The organism is Saliphagus sp. LR7, assembly GCF_003344565.1.
Lineage (GTDB): Archaea > Halobacteriota > Halobacteria > Halobacteriales > Natrialbaceae > Saliphagus > Saliphagus infecundisoli.
The window spans coordinates 174,570-194,568 of record NZ_QPND01000007.1; the positions used below are offsets into that span (position 1 = coordinate 174,570).

At 66.8% G+C, this 19,999-nt stretch carries 18 protein-coding genes, 1 tRNA gene and 1 pseudogene; 13 read left to right on the forward strand and 7 right to left on the reverse strand.

What is annotated here, in order from left to right:
* The first annotated feature begins 103 nt into the window (after window positions 1-103).
* Complete coding sequence (gene gcvPA, locus DVH23_RS11925) at window positions 104-1,441, forward strand: aminomethyl-transferring glycine dehydrogenase subunit GcvPA (RefSeq protein WP_114577703.1); 1,338 nt, start codon at window positions 104-106, stop codon at window positions 1,439-1,441.
* Window positions 1,438-2,937 (forward strand): aminomethyl-transferring glycine dehydrogenase subunit GcvPB, encoded by a 1,500-nt coding sequence (gene gcvPB / locus DVH23_RS11930; RefSeq protein WP_114577656.1) that lies wholly within the window; start codon window positions 1,438-1,440, stop codon window positions 2,935-2,937. Before gcvPA ends, gcvPB begins: the two co-directional genes overlap by 4 nt.
* Window position 2,938: 1 nt before the next feature.
* Here gcvPB and DVH23_RS11935 read toward each other — a convergent pair whose 3' ends face one another.
* On the reverse strand, window positions 2,939-4,006 hold the full coding sequence (locus tag DVH23_RS11935) for an Ldh family oxidoreductase (protein ID WP_114577657.1): 1,068 nt from the start codon (window positions 4,004-4,006) through the stop codon (window positions 2,939-2,941).
* Between the two features lie 60 nt (window positions 4,007-4,066).
* Window positions 4,067-4,231 carry a hypothetical protein gene (locus tag DVH23_RS24255; protein WP_198667918.1) on the reverse strand — a complete coding sequence of 55 codons (165 nt, stop codon included), beginning with the start codon at window positions 4,229-4,231 and terminating at the stop codon, window positions 4,067-4,069.
* An 84-nt stretch (window positions 4,232-4,315) separates the two neighbouring features.
* On the opposite strand from DVH23_RS24255, the gene DVH23_RS11940 reads away from it, so the two are divergent.
* Window positions 4,316-4,849: a cob(I)yrinic acid a,c-diamide adenosyltransferase gene (locus tag DVH23_RS11940; protein ID WP_114577658.1), complete on the forward strand. Its 534-nt coding sequence runs from the start codon at window positions 4,316-4,318 to the stop codon at window positions 4,847-4,849.
* On the opposite strand, the gene DVH23_RS11945 is transcribed toward DVH23_RS11940, so the two are convergent.
* Both DVH23_RS11945 and DVH23_RS11950 read right to left on the reverse strand, forming a co-directional pair.
* Window positions 4,841-6,319 (reverse strand): flippase, encoded by a 1,479-nt coding sequence (locus DVH23_RS11945; RefSeq protein WP_114577659.1) that lies wholly within the window; start codon window positions 6,317-6,319, stop codon window positions 4,841-4,843. The two genes, DVH23_RS11940 and DVH23_RS11945, sit on opposite strands and share 9 nt — an antisense overlap.
* A gap of 242 nt (window positions 6,320-6,561) precedes the next feature.
* Window positions 6,562-7,317 (reverse strand): GNAT family N-acetyltransferase, encoded by a 756-nt coding sequence (locus tag DVH23_RS11950; RefSeq protein WP_114577660.1) that lies wholly within the window; start codon window positions 7,315-7,317, stop codon window positions 6,562-6,564.
* A 111-nt stretch (window positions 7,318-7,428) separates the two neighbouring features.
* On the opposite strand from DVH23_RS11950, the gene DVH23_RS11955 reads away from it, so the two are divergent.
* The 6 genes from DVH23_RS11955 to DVH23_RS11980 all read left to right on the forward strand — a co-directional run bounded on the left by DVH23_RS11955 (window position 7,429) and on the right by DVH23_RS11980 (window position 12,614).
* On the forward strand, window positions 7,429-8,511 hold the full coding sequence (locus DVH23_RS11955; protein WP_114577661.1) for a succinylglutamate desuccinylase/aspartoacylase family protein: 1,083 nt from the start codon (window positions 7,429-7,431) through the stop codon (window positions 8,509-8,511).
* A 92-nt stretch (window positions 8,512-8,603) separates the two neighbouring features.
* Window positions 8,604-8,999 carry a succinate dehydrogenase, cytochrome b556 subunit gene (gene sdhC / locus DVH23_RS11960; protein WP_114577662.1) on the forward strand — a complete coding sequence of 132 codons (396 nt, stop codon included), beginning with the start codon at window positions 8,604-8,606 and terminating at the stop codon, window positions 8,997-8,999.
* Window positions 8,999-9,364 (forward strand): succinate dehydrogenase hydrophobic membrane anchor subunit, encoded by a 366-nt coding sequence (locus DVH23_RS11965; RefSeq protein WP_114577663.1) that lies wholly within the window; start codon window positions 8,999-9,001, stop codon window positions 9,362-9,364. The genes sdhC and DVH23_RS11965 overlap by 1 nt, the downstream gene beginning before the upstream one ends.
* Before the next feature lies 1 nt (window position 9,365).
* Window positions 9,366-10,268 carry a succinate dehydrogenase/fumarate reductase iron-sulfur subunit gene (locus DVH23_RS11970; protein ID WP_114577664.1) on the forward strand — a complete coding sequence of 301 codons (903 nt, stop codon included), beginning with the start codon at window positions 9,366-9,368 and terminating at the stop codon, window positions 10,266-10,268.
* A 15-nt stretch (window positions 10,269-10,283) separates the two neighbouring features.
* Window positions 10,284-12,128 (forward strand): FAD-binding protein, encoded by a 1,845-nt coding sequence (locus DVH23_RS11975; protein ID WP_114577665.1) that lies wholly within the window; start codon window positions 10,284-10,286, stop codon window positions 12,126-12,128.
* A 267-nt stretch (window positions 12,129-12,395) separates the two neighbouring features.
* Window positions 12,396-12,614: a helix-turn-helix domain-containing protein gene (locus DVH23_RS11980; RefSeq protein WP_114577666.1), complete on the forward strand. Its 219-nt coding sequence runs from the start codon at window positions 12,396-12,398 to the stop codon at window positions 12,612-12,614.
* Here the strand turns inward: DVH23_RS11980 and DVH23_RS11985 are convergent.
* The 3 genes from DVH23_RS11985 to DVH23_RS11995 are packed head-to-tail and all read right to left on the reverse strand — an operon-like array spanning window position 12,602 to window position 14,264.
* The gene (locus DVH23_RS11985) at window positions 12,602-12,922 is read right to left on the reverse strand and encodes a hypothetical protein (protein ID WP_114577667.1); all 321 of its coding nucleotides are present in this window, start codon (window positions 12,920-12,922) and stop codon (window positions 12,602-12,604) included. The genes DVH23_RS11980 and DVH23_RS11985 overlap by 13 nt on opposite strands.
* A gap of 5 nt (window positions 12,923-12,927) precedes the next feature.
* Window positions 12,928-13,743: an HD domain-containing protein gene (locus DVH23_RS11990; protein WP_114577668.1), complete on the reverse strand. Its 816-nt coding sequence runs from the start codon at window positions 13,741-13,743 to the stop codon at window positions 12,928-12,930.
* Between the two features lie 44 nt (window positions 13,744-13,787).
* On the reverse strand, window positions 13,788-14,264 hold the full coding sequence (locus tag DVH23_RS11995; RefSeq protein ID WP_114577669.1) for a redoxin domain-containing protein: 477 nt from the start codon (window positions 14,262-14,264) through the stop codon (window positions 13,788-13,790).
* Between the two features lie 190 nt (window positions 14,265-14,454).
* On the opposite strand from DVH23_RS11995, the pseudogene DVH23_RS12000 reads away from it, so the two are divergent.
* From DVH23_RS12000 to DVH23_RS12015, 4 genes and pseudogenes are all read left to right on the forward strand, one after another.
* Window positions 14,455-14,751, forward strand: a pseudogene (locus tag DVH23_RS12000) (twin-arginine translocase TatA/TatE family subunit); the annotation flags it as partial.
* 131 nt (window positions 14,752-14,882) lie between these two features.
* Window positions 14,883-14,955, forward strand: a tRNA-Arg gene (locus tag DVH23_RS12005).
* A 550-nt stretch (window positions 14,956-15,505) separates the two neighbouring features.
* Complete coding sequence (locus DVH23_RS12010) at window positions 15,506-17,935, forward strand: type II/IV secretion system ATPase subunit (RefSeq protein WP_232833752.1); 2,430 nt, start codon at window positions 15,506-15,508, stop codon at window positions 17,933-17,935.
* The gene (locus tag DVH23_RS12015; protein ID WP_114577670.1) at window positions 17,932-19,998 is read left to right on the forward strand and encodes a type II secretion system F family protein; all 2,067 of its coding nucleotides are present in this window, start codon (window positions 17,932-17,934) and stop codon (window positions 19,996-19,998) included. The genes DVH23_RS12010 and DVH23_RS12015 overlap by 4 nt, the downstream gene beginning before the upstream one ends.
* Window position 19,999: the final 1 nt, after the last annotated feature.

Below are 19,999 nucleotides of genomic sequence, written 5' to 3' on the forward strand. Positions count from 1 at the left end.
GTTCTTAACCCCGCCCTCCCAACGGGAACCCAACGTGTCCCGGGAGACGCCCGCGTTCGGACGGGGATCGAGCGAAGACGGCCGGGACGGGAGTTTTGCTACCATGTACGGATCACACGAGACGGGGAGTCCGTACGCTCCCCACACGGACGAGAACGCCGCGGCGATGCTCGAGACCATCGGGGCGGAGTCGATCGGGGAGCTGTTCGACATTCCCGAGTCGGTCCGGTTCGACGGCGAGTTCGGCATCGACGCCCGCACGGAGCACGAGACGCGCCGGCTCGTCGAGGGGATCCTCGCACGAAACGACGACCAGGTCGAACTGCTCGGGCGGGGCCACTACGGCTACTACGTCCCCTCGCTGGTCGACCACCTCGCCGACCGCTCGGAGTTTCTGACCTCCTACACCCAGTACCAGCCCGAGACCTCCCAGGGCTTCCTCCAGGCACTGTTCGAGTACCAGTCGCTGCTGGTCGAGTTGACGGGCCTGGGGGTCGCGAACTGCTCGATGTACGACGCCGCGACGGCCCTGGGCGAGGCCGCCACCCTCGCGGATCGGGCCCGGTCCGTCTCGGGAACCCGCGTGCTCGTTCCCGATATCCTTCGGGAGGGCCGGCGGGAGACGTTGCAAAACTACGTCGCCGGTACCGATCTGGCGATCGAGGAGTATCCCACCCGGGAATCGACGGTCGACCTCGCGGGGCTCGAAGAGCGGGTCGACGACGACTGCGTGATGGTGTACGCCGAGACGCCCACCGTTCGAGGCGCGGTCGAGGAACGGCTAGAGGAGGTCGGCGACCTCGCGAGCGGGGCGGGCGCGCTGTTCGTCCTCGGCTCGGATCCCGTCGCGCTCTCGCTTCTCCAGCGGCCCGCTGACGTCGGCGCCGACGTCGTCGTCGGCGACGCCTCGGTTCTGGGACTCGGAACGAGCTACGGGATGGGTCTGGGGCTCTTCGCCACTCGCGAGAAACACCTCCGGCAGGTGCCCGGCCGACTCGTCGGCGCGAGCGAGGATTCGCGCGACCGGCGGGCGTACACGCTGACGCTCCAGACACGCGAACAGCACATCCGCCGGGAGCGTGCGACGAGCAATATCTGTACGAACCAGGCGTGGGTCGCGCTCCGATCGGCGATCCACGCCGCCGGTTTGGGCCCCGACGGACTCGCCGAACTCGCCGCCCGCGGCGTCAGGCGCGCCGAGAGCGTCGCCGAGCGAGTGGACGGAATCGACGGGCTGACGGCGCCGGTCGACGACCGGCGGCTGTTCCGGGAGTTCGTCGTTCGGACGGAGCGGGACGCGGACGCTCTCCGGGCGGATCTCGGCGACCGAGGGTTCGCGGTCCACGCGCTCTCGGCCGACGAGATCCAGTGTTGTGTCGCGGGCGCGACCGACGGGGAGATCGACGGCTTTCTCGCGGCTCTGGAGGAGGTGACCCGATGAGATACGACCAGGCCCGGTGGACCCGAAACGGCGAGTACGAACCCCTCCTTGCCGAGAAGGACCTGACGCGGGTCGAGATCCGCGATACGGAGGGCGAAACGGGTGAGGAGAGCGGGAGCGCCGAGGGCGACGTGACGACTGTCGAGTCGCCGCTGCCCGACGAGTTGACCCGCGACGAGCTCGCTCTCCCGGGGCTCTCGGAACCGGAACTCGCACGCCACTACACCCGGCTCTCCCAGATGACCTACGCGATCACGACCGGCCCCTACCCCCTGGGGTCGTGTACGATGAAGTACAACCCGACGTTCACCGAGGACGTCGCCGCCCTGCCAGACGCGGCGGTCCATCCAGACCGGCCCGCGGAGTCCGTTCAGGGCACCCTCGAACTCTGCTACCGACTCCAGGACTACCTCGCGCGGATCGGCGGGATGGACGCGGTGACGCTCCAGCCGCCGGCAGGCGCGGCAGGCGAGTTCGTCGGGATCCGGGTCGCGTCGGCATACCACGAGGCAAACGGCGACGAGCGGTCGGAGGTCATCGTCCCCGAGAGCGCTCACGGGACGAACTTCGCGACCGCGGCTCTGGGGGGGTACGACGTCGTCTCGCTGCCGAGCGACGAGGCGGGCCGGGTGGATCTCGGCGCGCTCGAGGCCGCGCTCTCGGAGGAGACTGCCGCCCTGATGCTCACCAACCCGAACACGCTCGGCCTCTTCGAGCGCGACATCGAGGAGATCGCCCGTATGGTCCACGAGGTCGGCGGTCTGCTCTACTACGACGGGGCGAACCTGAACGCCCTCCTCGGACGGGCGCGACCGGGCGACATGGGCTTCGACGTGATGCACTACAACGTCCACAAGACCTTTGCGACGCCCCACGGCGGCGGCGGCCCCGGCGCCGGTCCGGTCGGCGTGTCCGAGGAACTCGCGTCCTTCCTCCCGGCGCCGCGGGTTCGGGAGGCCGGGGGCGAGAGTGCGGACCCGGAGGGGGAGCCGACGTACGAGCGGTTCGATCCCCCCGAGACGATCGGGAAGGTCCACGGCTACGAGGGCAACTGGCTCGTGCTCCTGAAGGCCTTCGCCTACATCGCCCGGCTGGGCGACGAGGGGCTCGCGGACGCGAGCGCGAAGGCGGTCCTCAACGCGAACTACCTCGCCGAGCGAATCGAGTACGAGGTGCCCTACGGTCCGTTCCACCACGAGTTCGTCGCCAGCGCGGGCGACCAGGACGCCGCCGACGTCGCCAAACGGATGCTCGACTACGGCGTCCACCCGCCGACGACGAAGTGGCCCGAGATCGTCGGCGAGGCGCTGATGACCGAGCCGACGGAAGTCGAGAGCAAAGCCAGTCTGGATCAGCTCGCCGAGGCGTTCAATACGGTCGCGAGCGAGGCAACCGAGACGCTCGAGACCGCCCCCGAACGAACCGCGGCGGGGCGGATCGACCAGACCACGGCGGCGCGGACCCCTCGACTCTCCTGGCACGCATTAGGGGAGTAATCTACTCGAGTCCGGGCGGCAGCGCCGACTCGACGCCCTGCTCGGCGGCGAGTTCCCGAAGTCCGTCGGCGACGGTGGGCTCGATCGGGATCCCCTCCTCGCGGCGCCGGTTCGTGGTTCGGTGTTCGGGCTCGCCCGGGAGGAGCACCTCCTCGTCGCCGATCGGCTCGGCCAAGCGGAGGTGGGCCGCGAGCCCCTCGACGCGGTCGGCGACCGCCTCCGCGGTCGTGAAGTGAGCGGGATCGATCGCGAGGAAGGCACCGCCGTTGCCGGTCCACTCCTGGCGCTCTTCGCTTGCGACGGGACCGTCGCCGACGATCCCCGCGAACAGCTCCGCCATCGTCGAGAGACCGAAGCCCTTGTACCCCGTCTCGCGCCCGCCGAGCGGGAGGAGCGCGCCGGTTCCGTCCTCGAACTCGGCGGCGCGGGTGACCGGATCACCCGAGGGGGTGGTCGTCCACGTCTCGGGGAGCTCCTCGCCGGAGCCGTCGCGTTCGATGATCTTGCCGTGGGCGACCTGGCTCGTCGCGGCGTCGAAGACGAGATCGAAGGGGAGCGCGCCGAACGTCGGCACGGCGAACGTGAGCGGGTTCGTCCCCAGGCGACGGTCGGCGCTTCCCGCCGGGGCGACCCGCTGGGAGCCCCCCTGGAGGTTGACCCAGGAGGCAAACAGCAGCCCCTCGCTCGCGACCCGCTCGGCCCACTCGCCGATCCGACCGAGGTGGCCCGAGTCGCGGATCCCGACGATGGCGACGCCCTCCGCGCGGGCGCCCTCGACGAGCAGGGAGACCGCCCGCTCGCCGGTGAGCTGCCCGAAGGCGGCGCCACCGACGAGCTGGTCGAACGGGCCGGCCGATCGGTGGGTCGGTTCCGCCTCGGGATCGACCGCGCCGTCGGCGACGATCCCCGCGTAGTAATCGAGTCTGACGACCCCGTGGGAGCCGTGGCCCGCGAGGTCGGCATCGACCAGGGAGTCGGCGACCGCCCGGGCGGTCCTCTCGGGCGCGCCGAGGGAACCGATCGACTCGCGGGCGAACTCCGTCAACGCGTCCGCGTCTACGGTTGGCATCGGGTCGCCGGAGGAAGCGGACGATAATAGATCCGGCGGCCCGGCACTCCGGCCGAGGCGCTACGCGGTACTCGAGTCGATGCCGTTGATCCGGACGAAACCGTACTCGCAGTCCGGACAGTGCCACTTGACTTTCTCGCCCAGGTGTAGCGTCGTGCTGGCTGCGCGGTAGAACGTCCGTTCTTCCCCACAGTCCGGGCAGGCGTGATCGAGTTCGAGGCTCATGGTCGTGATCGTTCGTGGAGGAGGTTTAACGTACTGGTTTGGCCGACCAGCCGGTATAAGTGGAGCGCGCGCCTCGGTTCGTGCATGACGATCTACACCGGCCGCGGCGACGAGGGGGAGACCGATCTCCGTGACATGACCCGGGTCTCGAAGGCCAGCCCGCGGATCGAGACCTACGGGACGGTCGACGAACTCAACGCCCTAGTCGGTACCGTCCGCCCGACGGGCCACGACGCTATCGACGACTATCTCGAGCGGATCCAGAACCACCTCCACGTCGTTCAGGCGGAGTTCGCCAATCCCGATCCCGAAGAGGGCGACCCGACCATCGGCGAGGAGCGTGTCGAAACGCTCGAGGAGTGGATCGACGACTGCAACGAGGAGCTCGAGCCCCTCCAGTCCTTTATTCTGCCGACGGGAAGCGAGGCCGGGGCGGCGCTCCACCACGCCCGGACGGTCTGTCGGCGGGCCGAGCGCCGCGCGGTGGCGCTGGCCGACGAGGAGCCGGTTCGAGCGGAGCCGATCCGATACCTGAACCGGCTGTCGGACGCGCTCTTTACGTTCGCGCGTCTGGTCAACCGCCGCGAGGGCGAGCGCGAGGAGGAGCCCTCATACTGAGGCGAGCGTCCGGCGGACGACTCCGGGATCGACGAGCCCGCTCCCGACCGCGAGGACCGCCCAGACCGCTCCGCCGAGGGCGACGGCGCTCGCGAGCGTGATCGGCCCCGAGATCATCGGTGCCACGAGCGTCACCGCGATGGCCATCGCGAGCGTGATCGCGCCGATCGTGACGACTGAGTGGGCGATCTCCCTGACGGGGAGGGAGAGTTCGGCGTGGACGATCCGGAGGTTGATCGCGACGTAGATCGTGTGGGTCACGACGGTCGCGGCGGCGGCGCCGACGATCCCGACCGTCGGGATCAAGAGGAGGTTGAGAACGAAGTTCGCGACCGAGGTCGCCCCCTTCGCGATCGCGCGCGAGCGGGCCCGCCCGAGGTAGTCGAGCCCGTCGCTCGTGACGTTCGTAATCGCCTGGAGGACGACGAATGCGGCGAGCACCCGCAGGACGGGCACCGCGTCCGCGTAGTCGGCACCGACGACGAGGGAGACGAACGGGCCGGCGACGATCGCCAGTCCGGTCGCCGCCGGGACGTAGAGCAGGAGGGTGTGTTCCAAGGCCGTCCGGTACAGCGTCCGGATCTCGGCGACGTCGCCGGCGGCTTTCCCCTCACCGAAGTTCGGCGAGAGCGCGAACCCGAGCGAGTCCGCGGGCGCGAGCGCGAAGTCGGTGATCTGCTTTGCGAGGGTGTAGAAGGCGACCGCGGCGGGATTGAGAATGGCGCCGACGAGGACGATGTCGATCTGTTTGTCGAGGACGTTCGCGCTCCGGGTCGCGGTCAGCGGGACGCTGTACTCCAGCAGGCGCCGGGGGAGCCCGGGCTCGAACCGGGGTGCGGCCTCGTGGGTCCGGTAGAACTTGACGTACAGGACCCCGAGGCCGATGGCCGCGCCGACCGCCGCGCCCGCGACGTAACCGAGGAAGGCCCCGAGCGCGCCCAGCCCCGCCGCGGCGAGCGCGATGGCGACCGCCGTCCGAACCACTGCCGTCCCCGACTGGACGGCTGCGCTGTACTCGAGGCGATTGAACCCCTGAAGGGCGACCTGGGAGAACCCCGCAAAGGAGTTCGCGACGACGTAGACGGCGCCGACGGCGAAGAAGGGCGCGACGGAGGGCTCTCCCAGCGCCGCCGCGAGGGGGTCGTGGGCCACAAGGAGCGCGCCGGCGACGACGGCGAGGACGACCAGCTTGTAGGAGACCGTCGCTCGAAGCAGGTGGGGGATCTGGCCCGGATCCCGGGTGCGATACTCCGCGAGGTAGCGCGCGGCGGCCTTCCCGATCCCGAGGTCGGCCGCGAGCTGGACGACGCTCAGAATTCCGATCACCCAGAAAAGCGAGCCGTAGGCGTCGGGCGAGAGGAGGTAGCGTGCGAGGACGAGCATGAGCACTGCCGTCGAGCCCATGTAGATCGCCCGGGCGAGAAGCGTCGCCGTGAACCCGCGGACGATGTGGCTCCGTGTTGCGGTCATGGATGGCGGTGTCGAGGCCGGCCGCCGCTGGGCGGACGTCGGCGCTCGACTCCGGAGTCGCCCGACCCGCGGTTCGTTATTGACCCCCTTCGCCGGGACACGGGGCGGTTACCCGATCACAGCTTCGGGAGCCCTGCGTCGGGGCTCTCTGAGTCCAGTCCACGTCGTACGGTTCCGTATCGTACGGCGCCGCGTCGTACCGGCGGCTCGCCGGCGGCGAACGGACGGGGAGTACGCCCGACCTACAGGTAGGACGCGTCCCAGCGGGTCGCCTTCCGGCGGTTGCCACACGCGTTACACTGGATCCGGCCCATCGCGTCCATCGCGTTGTCCAGCGAGTCGCAGTTGCCACAGAACCAGCCGTAGCGATCCTCGCCCTCTTCCTCCTCGTAGGCGGTGTAAAACGGTGCCTCCGAGCCCCGCGCGGGTTCGCCGTAGCTGACGTAGATCGTCTCGCCGTCGTCCTCGACGGCCTCCAGGGCGCGCCAGCCGCCCTCCTCGATGCCCGACTCGGCTTCGACGAAGACGTTCTCCGTGTAGCTCTCGCCGCCGATCTCGACCTCGAGGGTTCCCGCCCGCTCGAACCCGTTCTCGGCGTAGAACTCGTTGCCGAACTCGTTGTCCTCGAGGACGGTCGCCCGGATGCCTTCGGCGCCGTCCTCGATGAGGCGCTCTCTGGTCCGGGCGAGCAGCCGGACGCCGGTGCCGCCGCCCCGGGCCTCGGGATCGACGTGGATCCAGCGGATCCGGCCCTCCGTCTGGCCCTCGCCGACGAACTCGCTCTGGGAGAACGCGATCGGTTCGCCGTCCTCCTCGGCGACGAGCACGAGGAAGTCCTCGCTTTCGAGTTCGTCGCCGAACGCCTCGCCGTACCAGTTCTCGACGGCGTCGTCGATCGTCTCCGCCGCCAGGAAGTGGGTGTACGACTCCCGGAGGGAGTTGCCGGCGATCGATCTGATCCCTTCGACGTCCTCGTCGGTCGCTTCGCGAACGTTCATGGGGTCGAGTTGGACGGCCCCTTACAAAGAGTATGTGCATGGCCGGCGGTCGTCGTGCGATTCCGCGCCGCGGGTGGGCAAGTTTATCCCTCTGTCGGTGCAGGCTCGGCTATGAGCGACACGTCGGACTCGGCGGCCGCCGCCGACCCTGCTGGCGAGCCCGAGCCCTTCACCTACAACGGAGGGCGGGTCGATCCCGGCGAATCGGCGAACGTCCGTTACGGGATCAGCGAGACCTACCTCGGCGATCCCGTCCGAATTCCGGTCACCATCGTCAACGGCGCCCGGCCCGGTCCCACGGTGTTCCTGTCGGCGGCGAGCCACGGCGACGAGTTGAACGGGGTCGAGGTCGTCCGCGAGGTGGCCCACGACTGGGACCACTCCGTGCTCTGTGGCACGCTCGTCTGTCTGCCGGTGATGAACGTCCCCGGCTTTCTCGCCCAGCAACGGTACCTCCCGATCTACGACCGGGACCTGAACCGGTCTTTTCCCGGTCGGTCGGACTCGACGAGCGCCAACCGGATGGCCCACCGGATCTTCACCAACTTCATCGAACCCTGTGACGTCGGGCTCGACTTTCACACCTCGACACGCGGACGAACCAACATGCTCCACGTCCGGGCGGACATGGACGACCCGGAGGTCGCCCGCCTCGCGAAGGCGTTCAGTTCGAACGTCGTCATCGACGGCGAGGGCGCCGACGGCACCCTCCGCCGGGAGGCGACCGAGGAGGGGGTCCAGACGATCACGATCGAGATGGGCGAGGCCCATCGGTTCCAGCGCCGCCTGATCGAGCGCGCCCTGACCGGCGTCGCGAGCGTTCTCGCGGAGTTCGGCCTCCACCGCGAGTCGTCGGTCCACTGGCCCGGCTGGCGGACGGTAATCGACGACGAGAACGACAAGACCTGGCTCCGGGCCGACGCGGGCGGCATCGTCGACATGAAGTTCGAGAGCGGCGACCTCGTCTACGAGGGCGACGTCATCTGTGCGATCACCAACCCGTTCAAGGAAGACGAGGACGTCGAACGCGTCGAGGCCCCCTTCACCGGCCTCGTCGTCGGCATCTTAGAGAACCCCGTCGTCTATCCGGGGAACCCGCTGTGTCACCTCGTCGGACTGAGCGAGGACACCCGGAAGGCCTTCGAGCGCGACCTCGAGGCGGGCCGGCGCTTCGTCGACCGTTTCGACCAATAGGGTCGACGGACCGTCACCCCACCGCCGGCAACTCCGGGAGGGCGACAAAAGTAACTTCTATACCTCCGGGGTCCAACGCTCGACACGAGAGTATGAGCCAGTCTTACAATCGCGGCCTCGTCGAGGACTTCGGCCGGTGGCGGGAGTTCTCCGCGGGGATGTGGGCGTGGATCTTTCATAAGTTCACCGGGTGGATGCTGATCGGCTACCTGTTTACCCACATCGCCGTCCTGAGTAGCGCGCTGACGGGGCCCGACGCCTACACCGGGACGATCCAGGGCCTGGAGAGCCTCTTTCTCATACGGGTCCTTGAGGTCGGCCTCCTCGCCGTCGCCGTCTTTCACATCCTGAACGGGCTGCGGCTCCTGATGGTCGATCTGGGTATCGGGCTCGAGAGCCAGGACAGGAGCTTCTACGCCTCGCTGGTGATCACCGGCGCGATCACCGTCGCGAGCGTGCCGACGTTCCTCCAGGGGGTGGGGATCTGATGGCCGAGCGCTACTCCTCGTTTACGCCCGGTGGCACCGGCTGGCTCCTCCAGCGGATCACCGCGGCCTTCCTGGTCGTGGTGCTCGCGTTCCACTTCTTTCTCCTCCACTTCGTCAACCACGCCGCCGAGATCACGTTCGCCGGTACCCAGGCCCGTATGGAGACCGTCGGCTACTTCGTCACGATGGTCCTCTTCCTGATCACCGCCGCCTTCCACGGCGTCAACGGGGTCTACAACGCCCTCGTCAACCAGGGCCTCGAAGGAACGCCGAAGAAGGTCGTCCTCGCGGTGCTTACGATAGCAGGGCTAGCGCTCGTCGCACAGGGAATCTACGTCGCGGTCGCCATGGCCGGGTGGATCTAACATGAGTACACAACAGGAATCCGTCGAGAGCGAGCCGGAGGAACCGGAGAGCCAGGAGGTCCCCGAGGACCAGGAGATGAGCGGGCTGGCCTCGCCCCAGCAGGAACGCCTGCAGCGAAAGCAGGCGGCCTTAGAGGAGCGCGAACGGGCCGAGTCAGACCACGACATGGACGACGACCGGGTTCACCTCAAGGTGTTCCGGTACGACCCCGAGGTCGAAGGAAAGCAGGAACCGCGCTTCGACGACTTCCACGTCCCCTTCGAGCGCGGGATGACCGTCCTCGACGCCCTGATCTACGCCAGAGACGAGTTCGACTCCTCGCTTACGTTCCGACACTCCTGTCGACAGGCGATCTGTGGCTCGGACGCCTTCTTCATCAACGGCCGCCAGCGTCTGGGCTGTAAGACACAGATCGCCGATCTCGACCAGCCGGTCCGCGTCGAACCGCTTCCCCACCAGGAGGCGGTCAAGGACCTGGTCGTCGAGATGGAACACTTCTACGACCAGATGCACGCCGTCGAGCCCTACTTCCAGGACGAGGAGACGCCCGACGCGAGCGAACTCGACGAACAGCGCCAGTCCCGGGAGAACCGGGAGAAGGTCAAGATGTCCACACGGTGTATCTGGTGTGGCGCCTGTATGTCCTCGTGTAACATCGCTGCGGGGGACAACGAGTATCTCGGGCCGGCGGCGATCAACAAGGCCTACCGCTTCGCGATGGACGACCGCGAGGACGAGGAGATCAAGGAACACCGGCTCCGAATCTTAGAGCAGGAACACGGCGTCTGGCGGTGTCAGACCCAGTTCTCCTGTACGGAGGTCTGCCCGAAGGACATCCCGCTGACCGAGCACATCCAGGAACTCAAGCGGGAGGCAGTGAAGAAGAACCTGAAGTTCTGGTAACGAGGTATCCACACAATGTACGAACACGACGTCATCGTGGTCGGCGCCGGCGGCGCCGGCCTCAGAGCCGCGATCGGTGCCCACGAGGCGGGCGCGGACGTGGCGATGGTATCGAAGCTCCACCCGGTGCGCAGCCACACCGGCGCCGCGGAGGGCGGGATCAACGCGGCCCTCCGAGAGGGCGACGACTGGGAACTCCACGCCTACGACACGATGAAGGGCTCGGACTACCTGGGCGACGCCCCCGCGATCGAGACCCTGGCCCAGGACGCCCCCGAGGACACGATCCGGCTCGAACACTGGGGGATGCCGTTCTCGCGGGAGGACGACGGCCGGGTCTCCCAGCGGCCCTTCGGCGGCCTCTCCTTCCCGCGGACGACCTACGCGGGCGCGGAGACGGGCCACCACCTGTTGCACACGCTGTACGAACAGGTCGTCAAACGGGGCATCCAGGTGTACGACGAGTGGTACGTGATGAACCTCGCGGTCTCGGGCGAGGCCGACCCCAACGACCGGAGCTGTCACGGCGTCGTCGCCTACGACGTCCAGTCGGGCGGCGTCGAGGGCTTTCGCGCCCGCGACGGCGTCATCCTCGCCACCGGCGGACCGGGACAGGCGTTCGATCACACCACCAACGCCGTCTCCTGTACGGGCGACGGCAACGCGATGGCCTATCGCGCGGGCGTCCCGATGGAGGACATGGAGTTCGTCCAGTTTCACCCGACGACGCTCCCCTCGACGGGCGTCCTCATCAGCGAGGGGGTCCGCGGCGAGGGCGGAATTCTGTACAACGAGGGCGGCGAGCGGTTCATGTTCGAACGCGGCTACGCGAACAACGACGGCGAACTCGCCTCCCGTGACGTCGTCTCGCGGGCGGAGCTGACGGAGGTAAACGAGGGCCGGGGAATCGAGGACGAGTACGTCCACCTCGACATGCGCCACCTCGGCTCCGAGCGCATCCTCGACCGCCTCGAGAACATCCTCCACCTCGCCGAGGACTTCGAGGGCGTCGACGGCCTCGTCGAGCCGATGCCGGTCAAACCCGGCCAGCACTACGAGATGGGCGGGATTGAAACCGACGAGAACGGCCAGACCTGTATCGACGGCCTCTACGCGGCCGGCGAGTGTGCCTGCGTCTCGGTCCACGGCGCGAACCGACTGGGCGGCAATGCCCTGCCCGAACTCGTCGTCTTCGGCAAGCGCGCGGGTCGCCACGCCGCCGGCGAGGATCTCGGGACTCCCGAGATCGAGACGGGCTACGGCGACGACGTCGAGGACGAGGGGATGGAGCTCCCCGTCACCCCCGGCGAGGCCGGCCTGCCCGAGCGAGGGTCCGGCGAGGCCGTCGCCGACGGCGCCGGCGCGGTCGCGGACGCCGAAGGACTCGTCGAACGAGCCGTCGATCGCGAGCGCGAGCGCGTCGAGCGCCTGATGGGGAGAGACGACGGGGTTCAACACGCCGAGATCCGCGCGAAACTCCAGCAGGCGATGACCGCCGACGTCAACGTCTTCCGGAACCGCGAGGGGGTAGAGCGTGCCTTGGAGACCATCCGGGAGTGTCGGGAGGAGTACCGGGACGTCTACGTGGACGACCCCTCCCGCACCTTCAACACCGACCTCCAGCAGACCATCGAGACGCGGAACCTGATCGACGTCGCCGAGACGATCGCGCTCGGCGCGCTCGTCCGTAACGAGTTCCGGGGCGCTCACTGGCGCCAGGAGAACCAGGAGCGCGACGACGACGAGTGGCTCAAACACACGCTGATCTCCTGGAACGGCGGCAAACCCTCGATCTGGTACCGTCCGGTCATCCTCGAGGGTCAGGACAAGACCTACGAGCCCAAGACCCGCAGCTACTGAGACGCCCGTTTTCCCGTTCTTTCGCTGGCCTCGTCCGCGGGGACCTCCGGGACTCGTCGTTCGGACTCCGGTTTCGGTGTCGCGAACCGGCCCCTCAGTGACTGGAACGATCATGATACACGACGATCGCCGGACGCGACGGTGGGGAAAACTCCGTCCGTGAGCCAGGAACGCGGCGAAACCGACTGTGAGACCCGATTCCCGTGGCCGTTATTACGTCGATTGTCGATGGTAGGTTTTAATATCGTCGAAGAAATTGGTGGGTGTATGGCCTCAGTCACGACGCGGATGGATCTGACCGTGCCCGACGACTTGGAGTCGGCGCGAGCGAAGCTCATCTACCAGTATCTGGCGGTCACCGGCGGGGCGACGGCGGACGACGTCTGTGAGACCCTTCACGTCGACAAGGGGTCCGTGCTCTCGATCGTCTCGACGCTGCGCGAGCGGGGGTACGTCCGGAACGAGAACGGCTTCTACTCGGTCTGATTTTCGAGGAATCGCTCGAGGACGAGGTCGGCCAGCAGGGAGCCGACCATCAGCGGGACGACGAGGTAGCCGAAGGCGTGTAAGGTGACCAGCGTCGCCCACTGGGAGGTGGGGTCGGTCGGCGGCCAGAGGCGCGGAACGACCTCCACCAAGAACCCCCGCGTCAGCCAGACGAGAACGAGGAGGGCGGCGACCGAACACGCGAGCCGGAGCCCCAGGCCGTAGCGGTTCCAGTCGGCGCCGGGACTCGCGGACCCCCTGCCGGGCTCGGGCCACTCCCGTTCGTCCTCGTCCTTGCGGTCGGCCACGCTCCTCAGAGCTCGATGCGCTCGACGAGCTGGTCGCGCTCCTCGTTCGTGTTGACCGCGACGATTCGGATCGCCTCCTCGAGCCCCGAGTCCCGGAGCTTCGCCTTCAGGAGGTTGTCGACCTGGTAGACGCCGGCGGCGTTGGTCATCGCGATCTCGACCATCACGGGCCGACCCTCGCCCTCGTGCAGGGAGACGGACTCGATCGCCTGGCTCGAGAGGGTGTTGATCCCGCGCCCGCCCTGTTCGTAGGGGATCCGCGAGCGCCCCCGTTCCATGTCGAGGGCGTCGGCGATCCGGATGACGCCCGCCTCCGTGGTGAGCGGCGTCTCCTCGGTGTGGTGACAGAGGATCGCGTGGAGGGTCTCGCCTTTCATCCGGACGGTCTCGGCGACGTCGTAGAACTCGGGGAGGATTCGGTCCAGAACGTCCGCCGCGAGCGGGATCGAGTAGTAGGCGTGGCTGTCGCGGTGGACGACGTGGCCGATGTCGTGGAGGGTCGCCGCGAGGGCGACGATGACGGCCTCGTCTTCCTCCGCTAGCCCCTGCTCGCGGGCGCCGTTGAAGTCGACGTTGCCGGCCTTCAGAAGGTCGTAGAGACACAGCGCCCGGTTGCGAACGATGGAGATGTGTTTGGCGCCGTGGTCGTTGTAGCGCATCCGGTCGACGGCGTTTACGTTTTGGGCCTCGAGATAGGTCCGGATCTCCTCGTCGGCGTCGAGGAAGTCGAGGACGTCGTTCAGTTTCTCGTCGGGAAAGTTGTGGTCCTCGTTGGGGTTGTAGACGGTGTCCGGTGACTCAGTGGCTTCTGTCTCACTCATGGGTTCTTCGTCCTTGGAGCGTCGTACAAAAAAGGACTCCGCCGCTACGCCGTGTTCGCGACCGCGTCCTCGACCTCGTCGTAGTCGGGTTCGACACCCGGATCGTCGCTGACCCACGAGTAGGTGATCTCGCCGTCGCCGTCGATGACGAACACCGAGCGCTTGGCGACGCCGTGGACCCCGAGGTCCTCGAAGTCCATCCGGACGTCGTAGTCGTCGATGATCTCCCGGTCGAAGTCGCTCACGATGTCGAAGGTGAGCCCGTTTCGCTCCCGAAAGGCGTTCTGTGCGAACGGGGAGTCGACGCTGACGCCGTAGACCGTCGCGTCGAACTCCGAAAACGCCGAGAGTCGGTCCTGGAACGTACACATCTCGTCGGTACAGACGCTCGAGAACGCCCCGGGGAAAAAGGCGAGGACGATCGGTGCCTCGTCCAGCCGGTCCGAGAGGGTGATCGACTCGATGTCGCCGGTTGAAAGCGGAGCCGTGAAGTCGGGGGCGGTGTCGCCTTGTCGTACCATCGGTCCCGGCTTACTATCACGAGAAAAAGACGGTTTCGCTTGCGGCCGGATAGACGATCGTACCACCACATTGAAGGGGTAGTCGGCGACGTTCGCCCGAAGAGGTGTGAGCGGACCCCTGGCGGGCGAACGCGGTTGACCCGATGGAGCAAAAAGGTTATAATTGCCACCGGACAACGGCCGTATAGAGATGGTAACCGAAATCGCACCGCTGTTCGTCCCCATGCCTGGGGGACCGGAACTGGTAATCATCCTCTTCATCGCCATCCTGCTCTTCGGGGCGAACAAGATCCCGAAGCTTGCACGGTCGACCGGCGAGGCCATGGGCGAGTTCCAGAAGGGGAGAGAAAAGGTCGAAACCGAACTCGAGGAGATGCGCGAGATGGGCTCTCTGGAGACCGACGACGACGAGTTCGGAACCTCGAGTACGGGTACCGACACCACCACCGCTGACACGACCACCGATACCACGACGACCACGACGGAAACCGGCGGTGCCGGCGCCGACCCGAACGCGGGGACCGGAACCGACTCCGGACCTGGCGAGACCGACAGCGGGTTCGAGCGCGAGACCGAAACGGACACCGACCGCCGATAGATCGACGACTCGTTTTGACGGGGCGTGTGGCCTAGCGGAGAGGGCAGAAGGTTCCTAACCTTCTGATCGCGGGTTCGAATCCCGTCACGCCCGCTTGCCGGCGAGCGACAGCGAGCCGTGCAAGCGACACGAGAGATTCGAATCAGGGAGGTCGCGCGCAGCGACGCGAGCACGTCCGACCGTGGTTCGAATCCCGTCACGCCCGTTCGACTTCGCTGCGCTCGTCTCACGGGCGCGATGCGTCCGCTCACTCCCGTCACGCCCGCTTGTTCGCGAGCGACACAGTGAACACCGACTGGCGAGTTCGAGACGGACGAAGGTTCGACGGGTTCTGCGAGAGTCCGCGAGCGCCGTAGTCGACGATCACTAACTGGAGGGACGATCCGTCGCCAACGGATCTCCGGCGGTATCGAACCTCTCCGATCGGTGTTAACTCGACTGCCGAGACAGTAATTAACACTGACAACGACAGGCCATAAACTAAAAGAAGGATGACGACGGATAACCGTCGAGCGAGTTCGAATTGGTTTTGGTTATGGCTATTCGATCGGCGGTTGACAGATCGGGCGGAGAGCATCGGCGGTGGAGCACCGGCACGGACGGGCGGTGGAGATGACCGGGCCGAACGGGGAGGGAGGTTCGGATGGCGACTGAGGGCACCGGCGAGGCGTTCGCCCTCGAGGAGTCACCCGACTTCGAGGACGGCATCGGGGAAGCCCTCGAGTGGGCCGGCAGGGCGGGGTCGGCGGCCTCGCGGGTCGTCGACGAGCGCACCGTAAACGTCCGGGAGGACTTCGAGGAGGACGAGTTCTTCTCGACGTCGGCGGGGACGACGACGGTCGCCAACCGGTACGACCTCGAGCGGGCAGTTCCCTTCGAGAAGAAACGTCACTTCCGGGAGGTCGAGCGCTACTGGGTGAACAAACCCTACGCCTTCATCGTCGTCTTCCATTCCGAGAAGGAAAACGAGAAGAAGTATTACGCCGTCGAGCCCCACCTAAACGACCTCGAACGCGAGGTCCAGGAGTTTCTCACCGGGAAGCTTCGGACCGCGATCAAGTACTCCGAGGAGGGCGCCGAGCACGCGGGCGACGAGGAGGGGCGCAAGGAAGTGATCGAGGCCGAGACCCGGCGGCTGTTGAAACGCTACGACCTCTTCGAGGAGTCGGGGTCGCCGTCGTGGTTCGGGATCCCCCGCCGGATCAGGCGGCTGCTCGGCCGGGAGCCCGAGGCGGATCCCGACCTCGAGGGGATCACCGCCAGACCCGAGCCGGTCCTCCTCGCGGAGGATTCGGACACGCTGACGGAGTACCAGGTCGAGAAGCTGCTGTACGTCCTCAAGCGGAACTTCATCGGCTACGAGCGAATCGACCCGATCAAACACGACATCAACGTCGAGGACATCTCGTGTGACGGTTACGACTCGCCGGTCTTCGTCTATCACTCGTCGTACGAACAGATCATCTCGAACGTCTTCCACGGCGAGGAGGAGTTGGACGACTTCGTCGTCAAGCTCGCCCAGCGCTCGGGCAAGGGGATCAGCAAGCGTCTGCCCCAGGTCGACGCCACCCTCCCCGACGGCTCGCGGGCCCAGCTCACCCTCGGGCGAGAGGTGTCCGACCACGGAACCAACTACACGATCCGGCAGTTCAAGGACGTCCCCTTCACGCCGATCGATCTCATCAACTGGAACACCTTCTCCTTAGAGGAGATGGCCTTTCTCTGGCTCGCCATCGAGAACAACAAGAGCCTCATCTTCGCGGGCGGCACTGCCTCGGGGAAGACGACCTCGCTGAACGCCGTCTCGCTGTTTATCCCCTCGAACACGAAAATCGTCTCGATCGAGGACACCCGGGAGGTCGAACTCCCCCAGCGAAACTGGGTCGCAAGCGTCACCCGGCCCTCGTTCAACGACGACGCGAAAGGCGACGTCGACGAGTTCGACCTGCTCGAGGCCGCCCTCCGACAACGCCCCGATTACATCGTGATGGGCGAGATCCGCGGCGAGGAAGGGAGAACGCTGTTCCAGGTGATGTCGACGGGCCACACGACCTACACCACGTTCCACGCCGACTCCGTCGACGAGGTACTCAAACGCTTCACGACTGATCCGATCAACGTCTCGAAGACGATGTTCACCGCCCTCGACCTCGTCTCGGTCCAGACCCAGACCAGAGTCCAGGGGACGAAGGTCCGCCGGAACAAGGCCCTGACCGAGATCAACCACTACGAGGCCGAAAACGACGAGATCAACGTCCAGGACGTCTACCAGTGGCAGGCAGAAACCGACGAGTACCTCAAGATGGGCGACTCGAACACCCTGCAGGCGATCCAGTTCGACCGGGGCTGGAGCCGCGAGAAGCTGGAGGGCGAGCTGTTCGAACGAAAGGTCATCCTCGCCTACCTCATCGAGAAGGAGCTGAACACCTACGCCGAGGTTGCCGCGACGGTCCAGGCCTTTATCAACGACCCGGAGACGATCCTGGCGCTGATCGCCAACGGTCGCCTCGAGGACAGCCTCGCGGACCTCCGGGAGATGGAGAGCGTGTTGATCGACGTCGATCCGAGCAAGGAGGCGCTGGTCCCCAGGCCCGATCCCACCGACGAGACCGCCGAACTCGCGGCGGAGATCCTCGAGCGGGCGGAGACCGAAGTGCTCTCTGCGTATCGCGGGACCGCTTCCGGCGGGCTGGCGAGCGCGCTCGGCGGGGTCGAGCCGGGCCAGTCGATGACGTTTACGGACGGGCCGGGTGCGACCGGGGCCGGCGGGGTCCAGGCGGACGCCGACGCGGCCCCCGCCGCGGAGCGGGCTCCGGTCGACGGACGCGAGGACATCGAGGGCGACGAGGACGCCCCGGTCGCGGACGCCGACGGCGGGATCGATCTCGAGACACCCTCGTGGGCCGAGGAGGGAGCGGCGGCCGACGCCAGCGTTGGGGATCCGGACGATGGGGACACCGGGCTCGAGACCGGGTTCGACTGGGACGAGCAGCCGGATGAGGACGGCGGGTTCGGAACCGCTGACGCCGCCTCCGGCTTCGGCGACGACGCCGACCCGGAGGCCGACGAATGAGTGTCGGGACGGGCGACTCCGGGAGCGGGCTTCACGGCGGCTCGGACCGCCTCGGCGAGCTCTTCTACCCGCTGTACGACCGCCTGTTCGACGACGACAGCAAACTCGTCGTCGACATCGAGCGGAAGCTGGCCCAGGCCCGGATGGCCGACACCGTCGAACTCTACCTCTCGCGGGCGCTCGGACTCGGCGTCATCAGTGGCGTTGCGCTCTGGATCGGCGGACTGACGCTCGGCTACCTGTTGTTCGCGACGGGACTGGTGCGGCTCACGCCGATGATCACCGTCTCGATCCCCAACGAGACGGTCGTGGAGTTCCTCAACACGGTCTACATTCCCGGGCTCATCGTCTCGACGGGTCTCGTCTTCGGCACGATCGGCTTCCTGATCGGTTTTTCGGTCCTGCTGATCTTTCCCTACTCGCGGGCGGCCTCCAGGAAACGGGAGATCAACATGCTGCTTACGGACTCGGTGTCGTTCATGTACGCGCTGTCGGTCGGCGGCCTCAATCAGCTCGAGATCATCGAGGCGATGGCCCAGGCCGACGACACCTACGGTGCGGTCGCCGAGGAGTTCCGGAGCATCGTCCAGGAGACGGAATACTTCGACGTCGACTACCGCACCGCGATCCGCAAGCAGTCGATGGAGACGCCGAGCGACGAGCTCTCGCAGTTTCTCACAGACATGCTCGCGATCGTCAACAGCGGCGGGAACATGGAGGGCTTCCTCGAGGACAAAAAGGAGAAGCACATGCGAACGGCCAAGCAGCAACAGGAGATGACCCTCGAGACCTTAGAGCTGTTCGGGGAGATGTACATGACGCTCTCGCTGTTTCCTCTCCTCCTGATCATCATCATGGTCATCATGCAGATGGTCCCCGATGCGAACGTCGACGACCGGATGCTCTACCTGACGATCTACGGGCTGATCCCGCTGACCGGCGCGGGCTTTCTCGTGCTCGTCTCGACGGTCAAACACGACGAGCCCGGCGACGGCTACCTCACCGCGTCGACCGACGACAAGCGTGTCGAGAGCGCCCGAAACCAGGGCCTTCGGAACCTCGGGCTGGTCGAGGAGTACACCGGCGAGTACAGCGTCTTCGACCGGATCAAGCGAAACGAGGGGACCCACGAGACGATCGCCCTCCTCCGGCGGCCCCACCACCTGTTCAAGCAGAGCCCGCTGCTGACGCTTGCGCTTACCGTGCCTGCCTCGCTTTCGGTGATCGGGGTCGCGTTCGTCTCGGACGCGGCGCCGACCTCCTGGGACGCGATGATCGCCTACCCGATCTGGGGGACCCTGCTCTACCTCTACGTCCCGCTCTACGTGATCGGGCTCCCGCTCGCGGTCTTTCGGGAGTGGAACGTCCGCTCGCGGACCGCGGTCATCGGCTCGCTGTCCGACGACCTCCGGAAGCTCTCGAGTGCCAACGATACCGGGCTGACGCTGCTGGAGTCGCTCGATTCGGTCGCCCGGACGACCAACGGGAAGCTCGCCCGGGAGTTCGAGACAGTCCACGCGAAGGTCAACTACGGGATGAGCCTCACGGGTGCGTTGGTGGAGTTCAACAACGCCTACCACATTCCCCGCCTCGCCCGGACCGTCAAGCTCATCACGAAGGCCCAGGAGGCCTCGAACCAGATCTCCGACGTCCTCCGGACGGCCGCCCAGGCAAGCGAGAACCACGACGACATCGAGCGCGAGCGCCGTTCGCGGACGTTGATGCAGGTCGTCATCATCATCATGACGTTCCTGACGCTGCTGGCGGTGATCGCCATCCTCAAAACGCAGTTCATCGACACCGTCGCCGGGCTCGAGACGGGCGTCGAGAGCGGTGGCGCCGAGGACGTCGATACGGGCGGTGCGGGCGTCGCGGACGCCAACCTCGCGGGCAACATCGACACCGACCTGCTCTCCCTGCTCTTTTTCCACGCGGTGACCCTCCAGGCGGTCCTCTCGGGGCTCATCTGTGGGTACATGCGGGACGCGGACGTCCTGAGCGGGCTGAAGTATGTCATCGTCCTGTCAACCATCGCGCTCGGCACCTGGGCGCTGGTGGTCTGAG

Excerpts from the sequence above, each read along its gene's own strand:
- DVH23_RS11965 (WP_114577663.1), top strand. The coding sequence starts at position 8,999 with ATGGCCGAGCGCTACTCCTCGTTTACGCCCGGTGGCACCGGCTGGCTC.
- DVH23_RS11940 (WP_114577658.1), top strand. The coding sequence starts at position 4,316 with ATGACGATCTACACCGGCCGCGGCGACGAGGGGGAGACCGATCTCCGT.
- gcvPA (WP_114577703.1), top strand. The coding sequence starts at position 104 with ATGTACGGATCACACGAGACGGGGAGTCCGTACGCTCCCCACACGGAC.
- gcvPB (WP_114577656.1), top strand. The coding sequence starts at position 1,438 with ATGAGATACGACCAGGCCCGGTGGACCCGAAACGGCGAGTACGAACCC.
- DVH23_RS11975 (WP_114577665.1), top strand. The coding sequence starts at position 10,284 with ATGTACGAACACGACGTCATCGTGGTCGGCGCCGGCGGCGCCGGCCTC.
- DVH23_RS11995 (WP_114577669.1), bottom strand. The coding sequence starts at position 14,264 with ATGGTACGACAAGGCGACACCGCCCCCGACTTCACGGCTCCGCTTTCA.
- DVH23_RS11935 (WP_114577657.1), bottom strand. The coding sequence starts at position 4,006 with ATGCCAACCGTAGACGCGGACGCGTTGACGGAGTTCGCCCGCGAGTCG.
- DVH23_RS11990 (WP_114577668.1), bottom strand. The coding sequence starts at position 13,743 with ATGAGTGAGACAGAAGCCACTGAGTCACCGGACACCGTCTACAACCCC.
- DVH23_RS11950 (WP_114577660.1), bottom strand. The coding sequence starts at position 7,317 with ATGAACGTTCGCGAAGCGACCGACGAGGACGTCGAAGGGATCAGATCG.
- sdhC (WP_114577662.1), top strand. The coding sequence starts at position 8,604 with ATGAGCCAGTCTTACAATCGCGGCCTCGTCGAGGACTTCGGCCGGTGG.
- DVH23_RS11980 (WP_114577666.1), top strand. The coding sequence starts at position 12,396 with ATGGCCTCAGTCACGACGCGGATGGATCTGACCGTGCCCGACGACTTG.
- DVH23_RS11955 (WP_114577661.1), top strand. The coding sequence starts at position 7,429 with ATGAGCGACACGTCGGACTCGGCGGCCGCCGCCGACCCTGCTGGCGAG.
- DVH23_RS11945 (WP_114577659.1), bottom strand. The coding sequence starts at position 6,319 with ATGACCGCAACACGGAGCCACATCGTCCGCGGGTTCACGGCGACGCTT.
- DVH23_RS12010 (WP_232833752.1), top strand. The coding sequence starts at position 15,506 with ATGGCGACTGAGGGCACCGGCGAGGCGTTCGCCCTCGAGGAGTCACCC.
- DVH23_RS11970 (WP_114577664.1), top strand. The coding sequence starts at position 9,366 with ATGAGTACACAACAGGAATCCGTCGAGAGCGAGCCGGAGGAACCGGAG.
- DVH23_RS24255 (WP_198667918.1), bottom strand. The coding sequence starts at position 4,231 with ATGAGCCTCGAACTCGATCACGCCTGCCCGGACTGTGGGGAAGAACGG.
- DVH23_RS12015 (WP_114577670.1), top strand. The coding sequence starts at position 17,932 with ATGAGTGTCGGGACGGGCGACTCCGGGAGCGGGCTTCACGGCGGCTCG.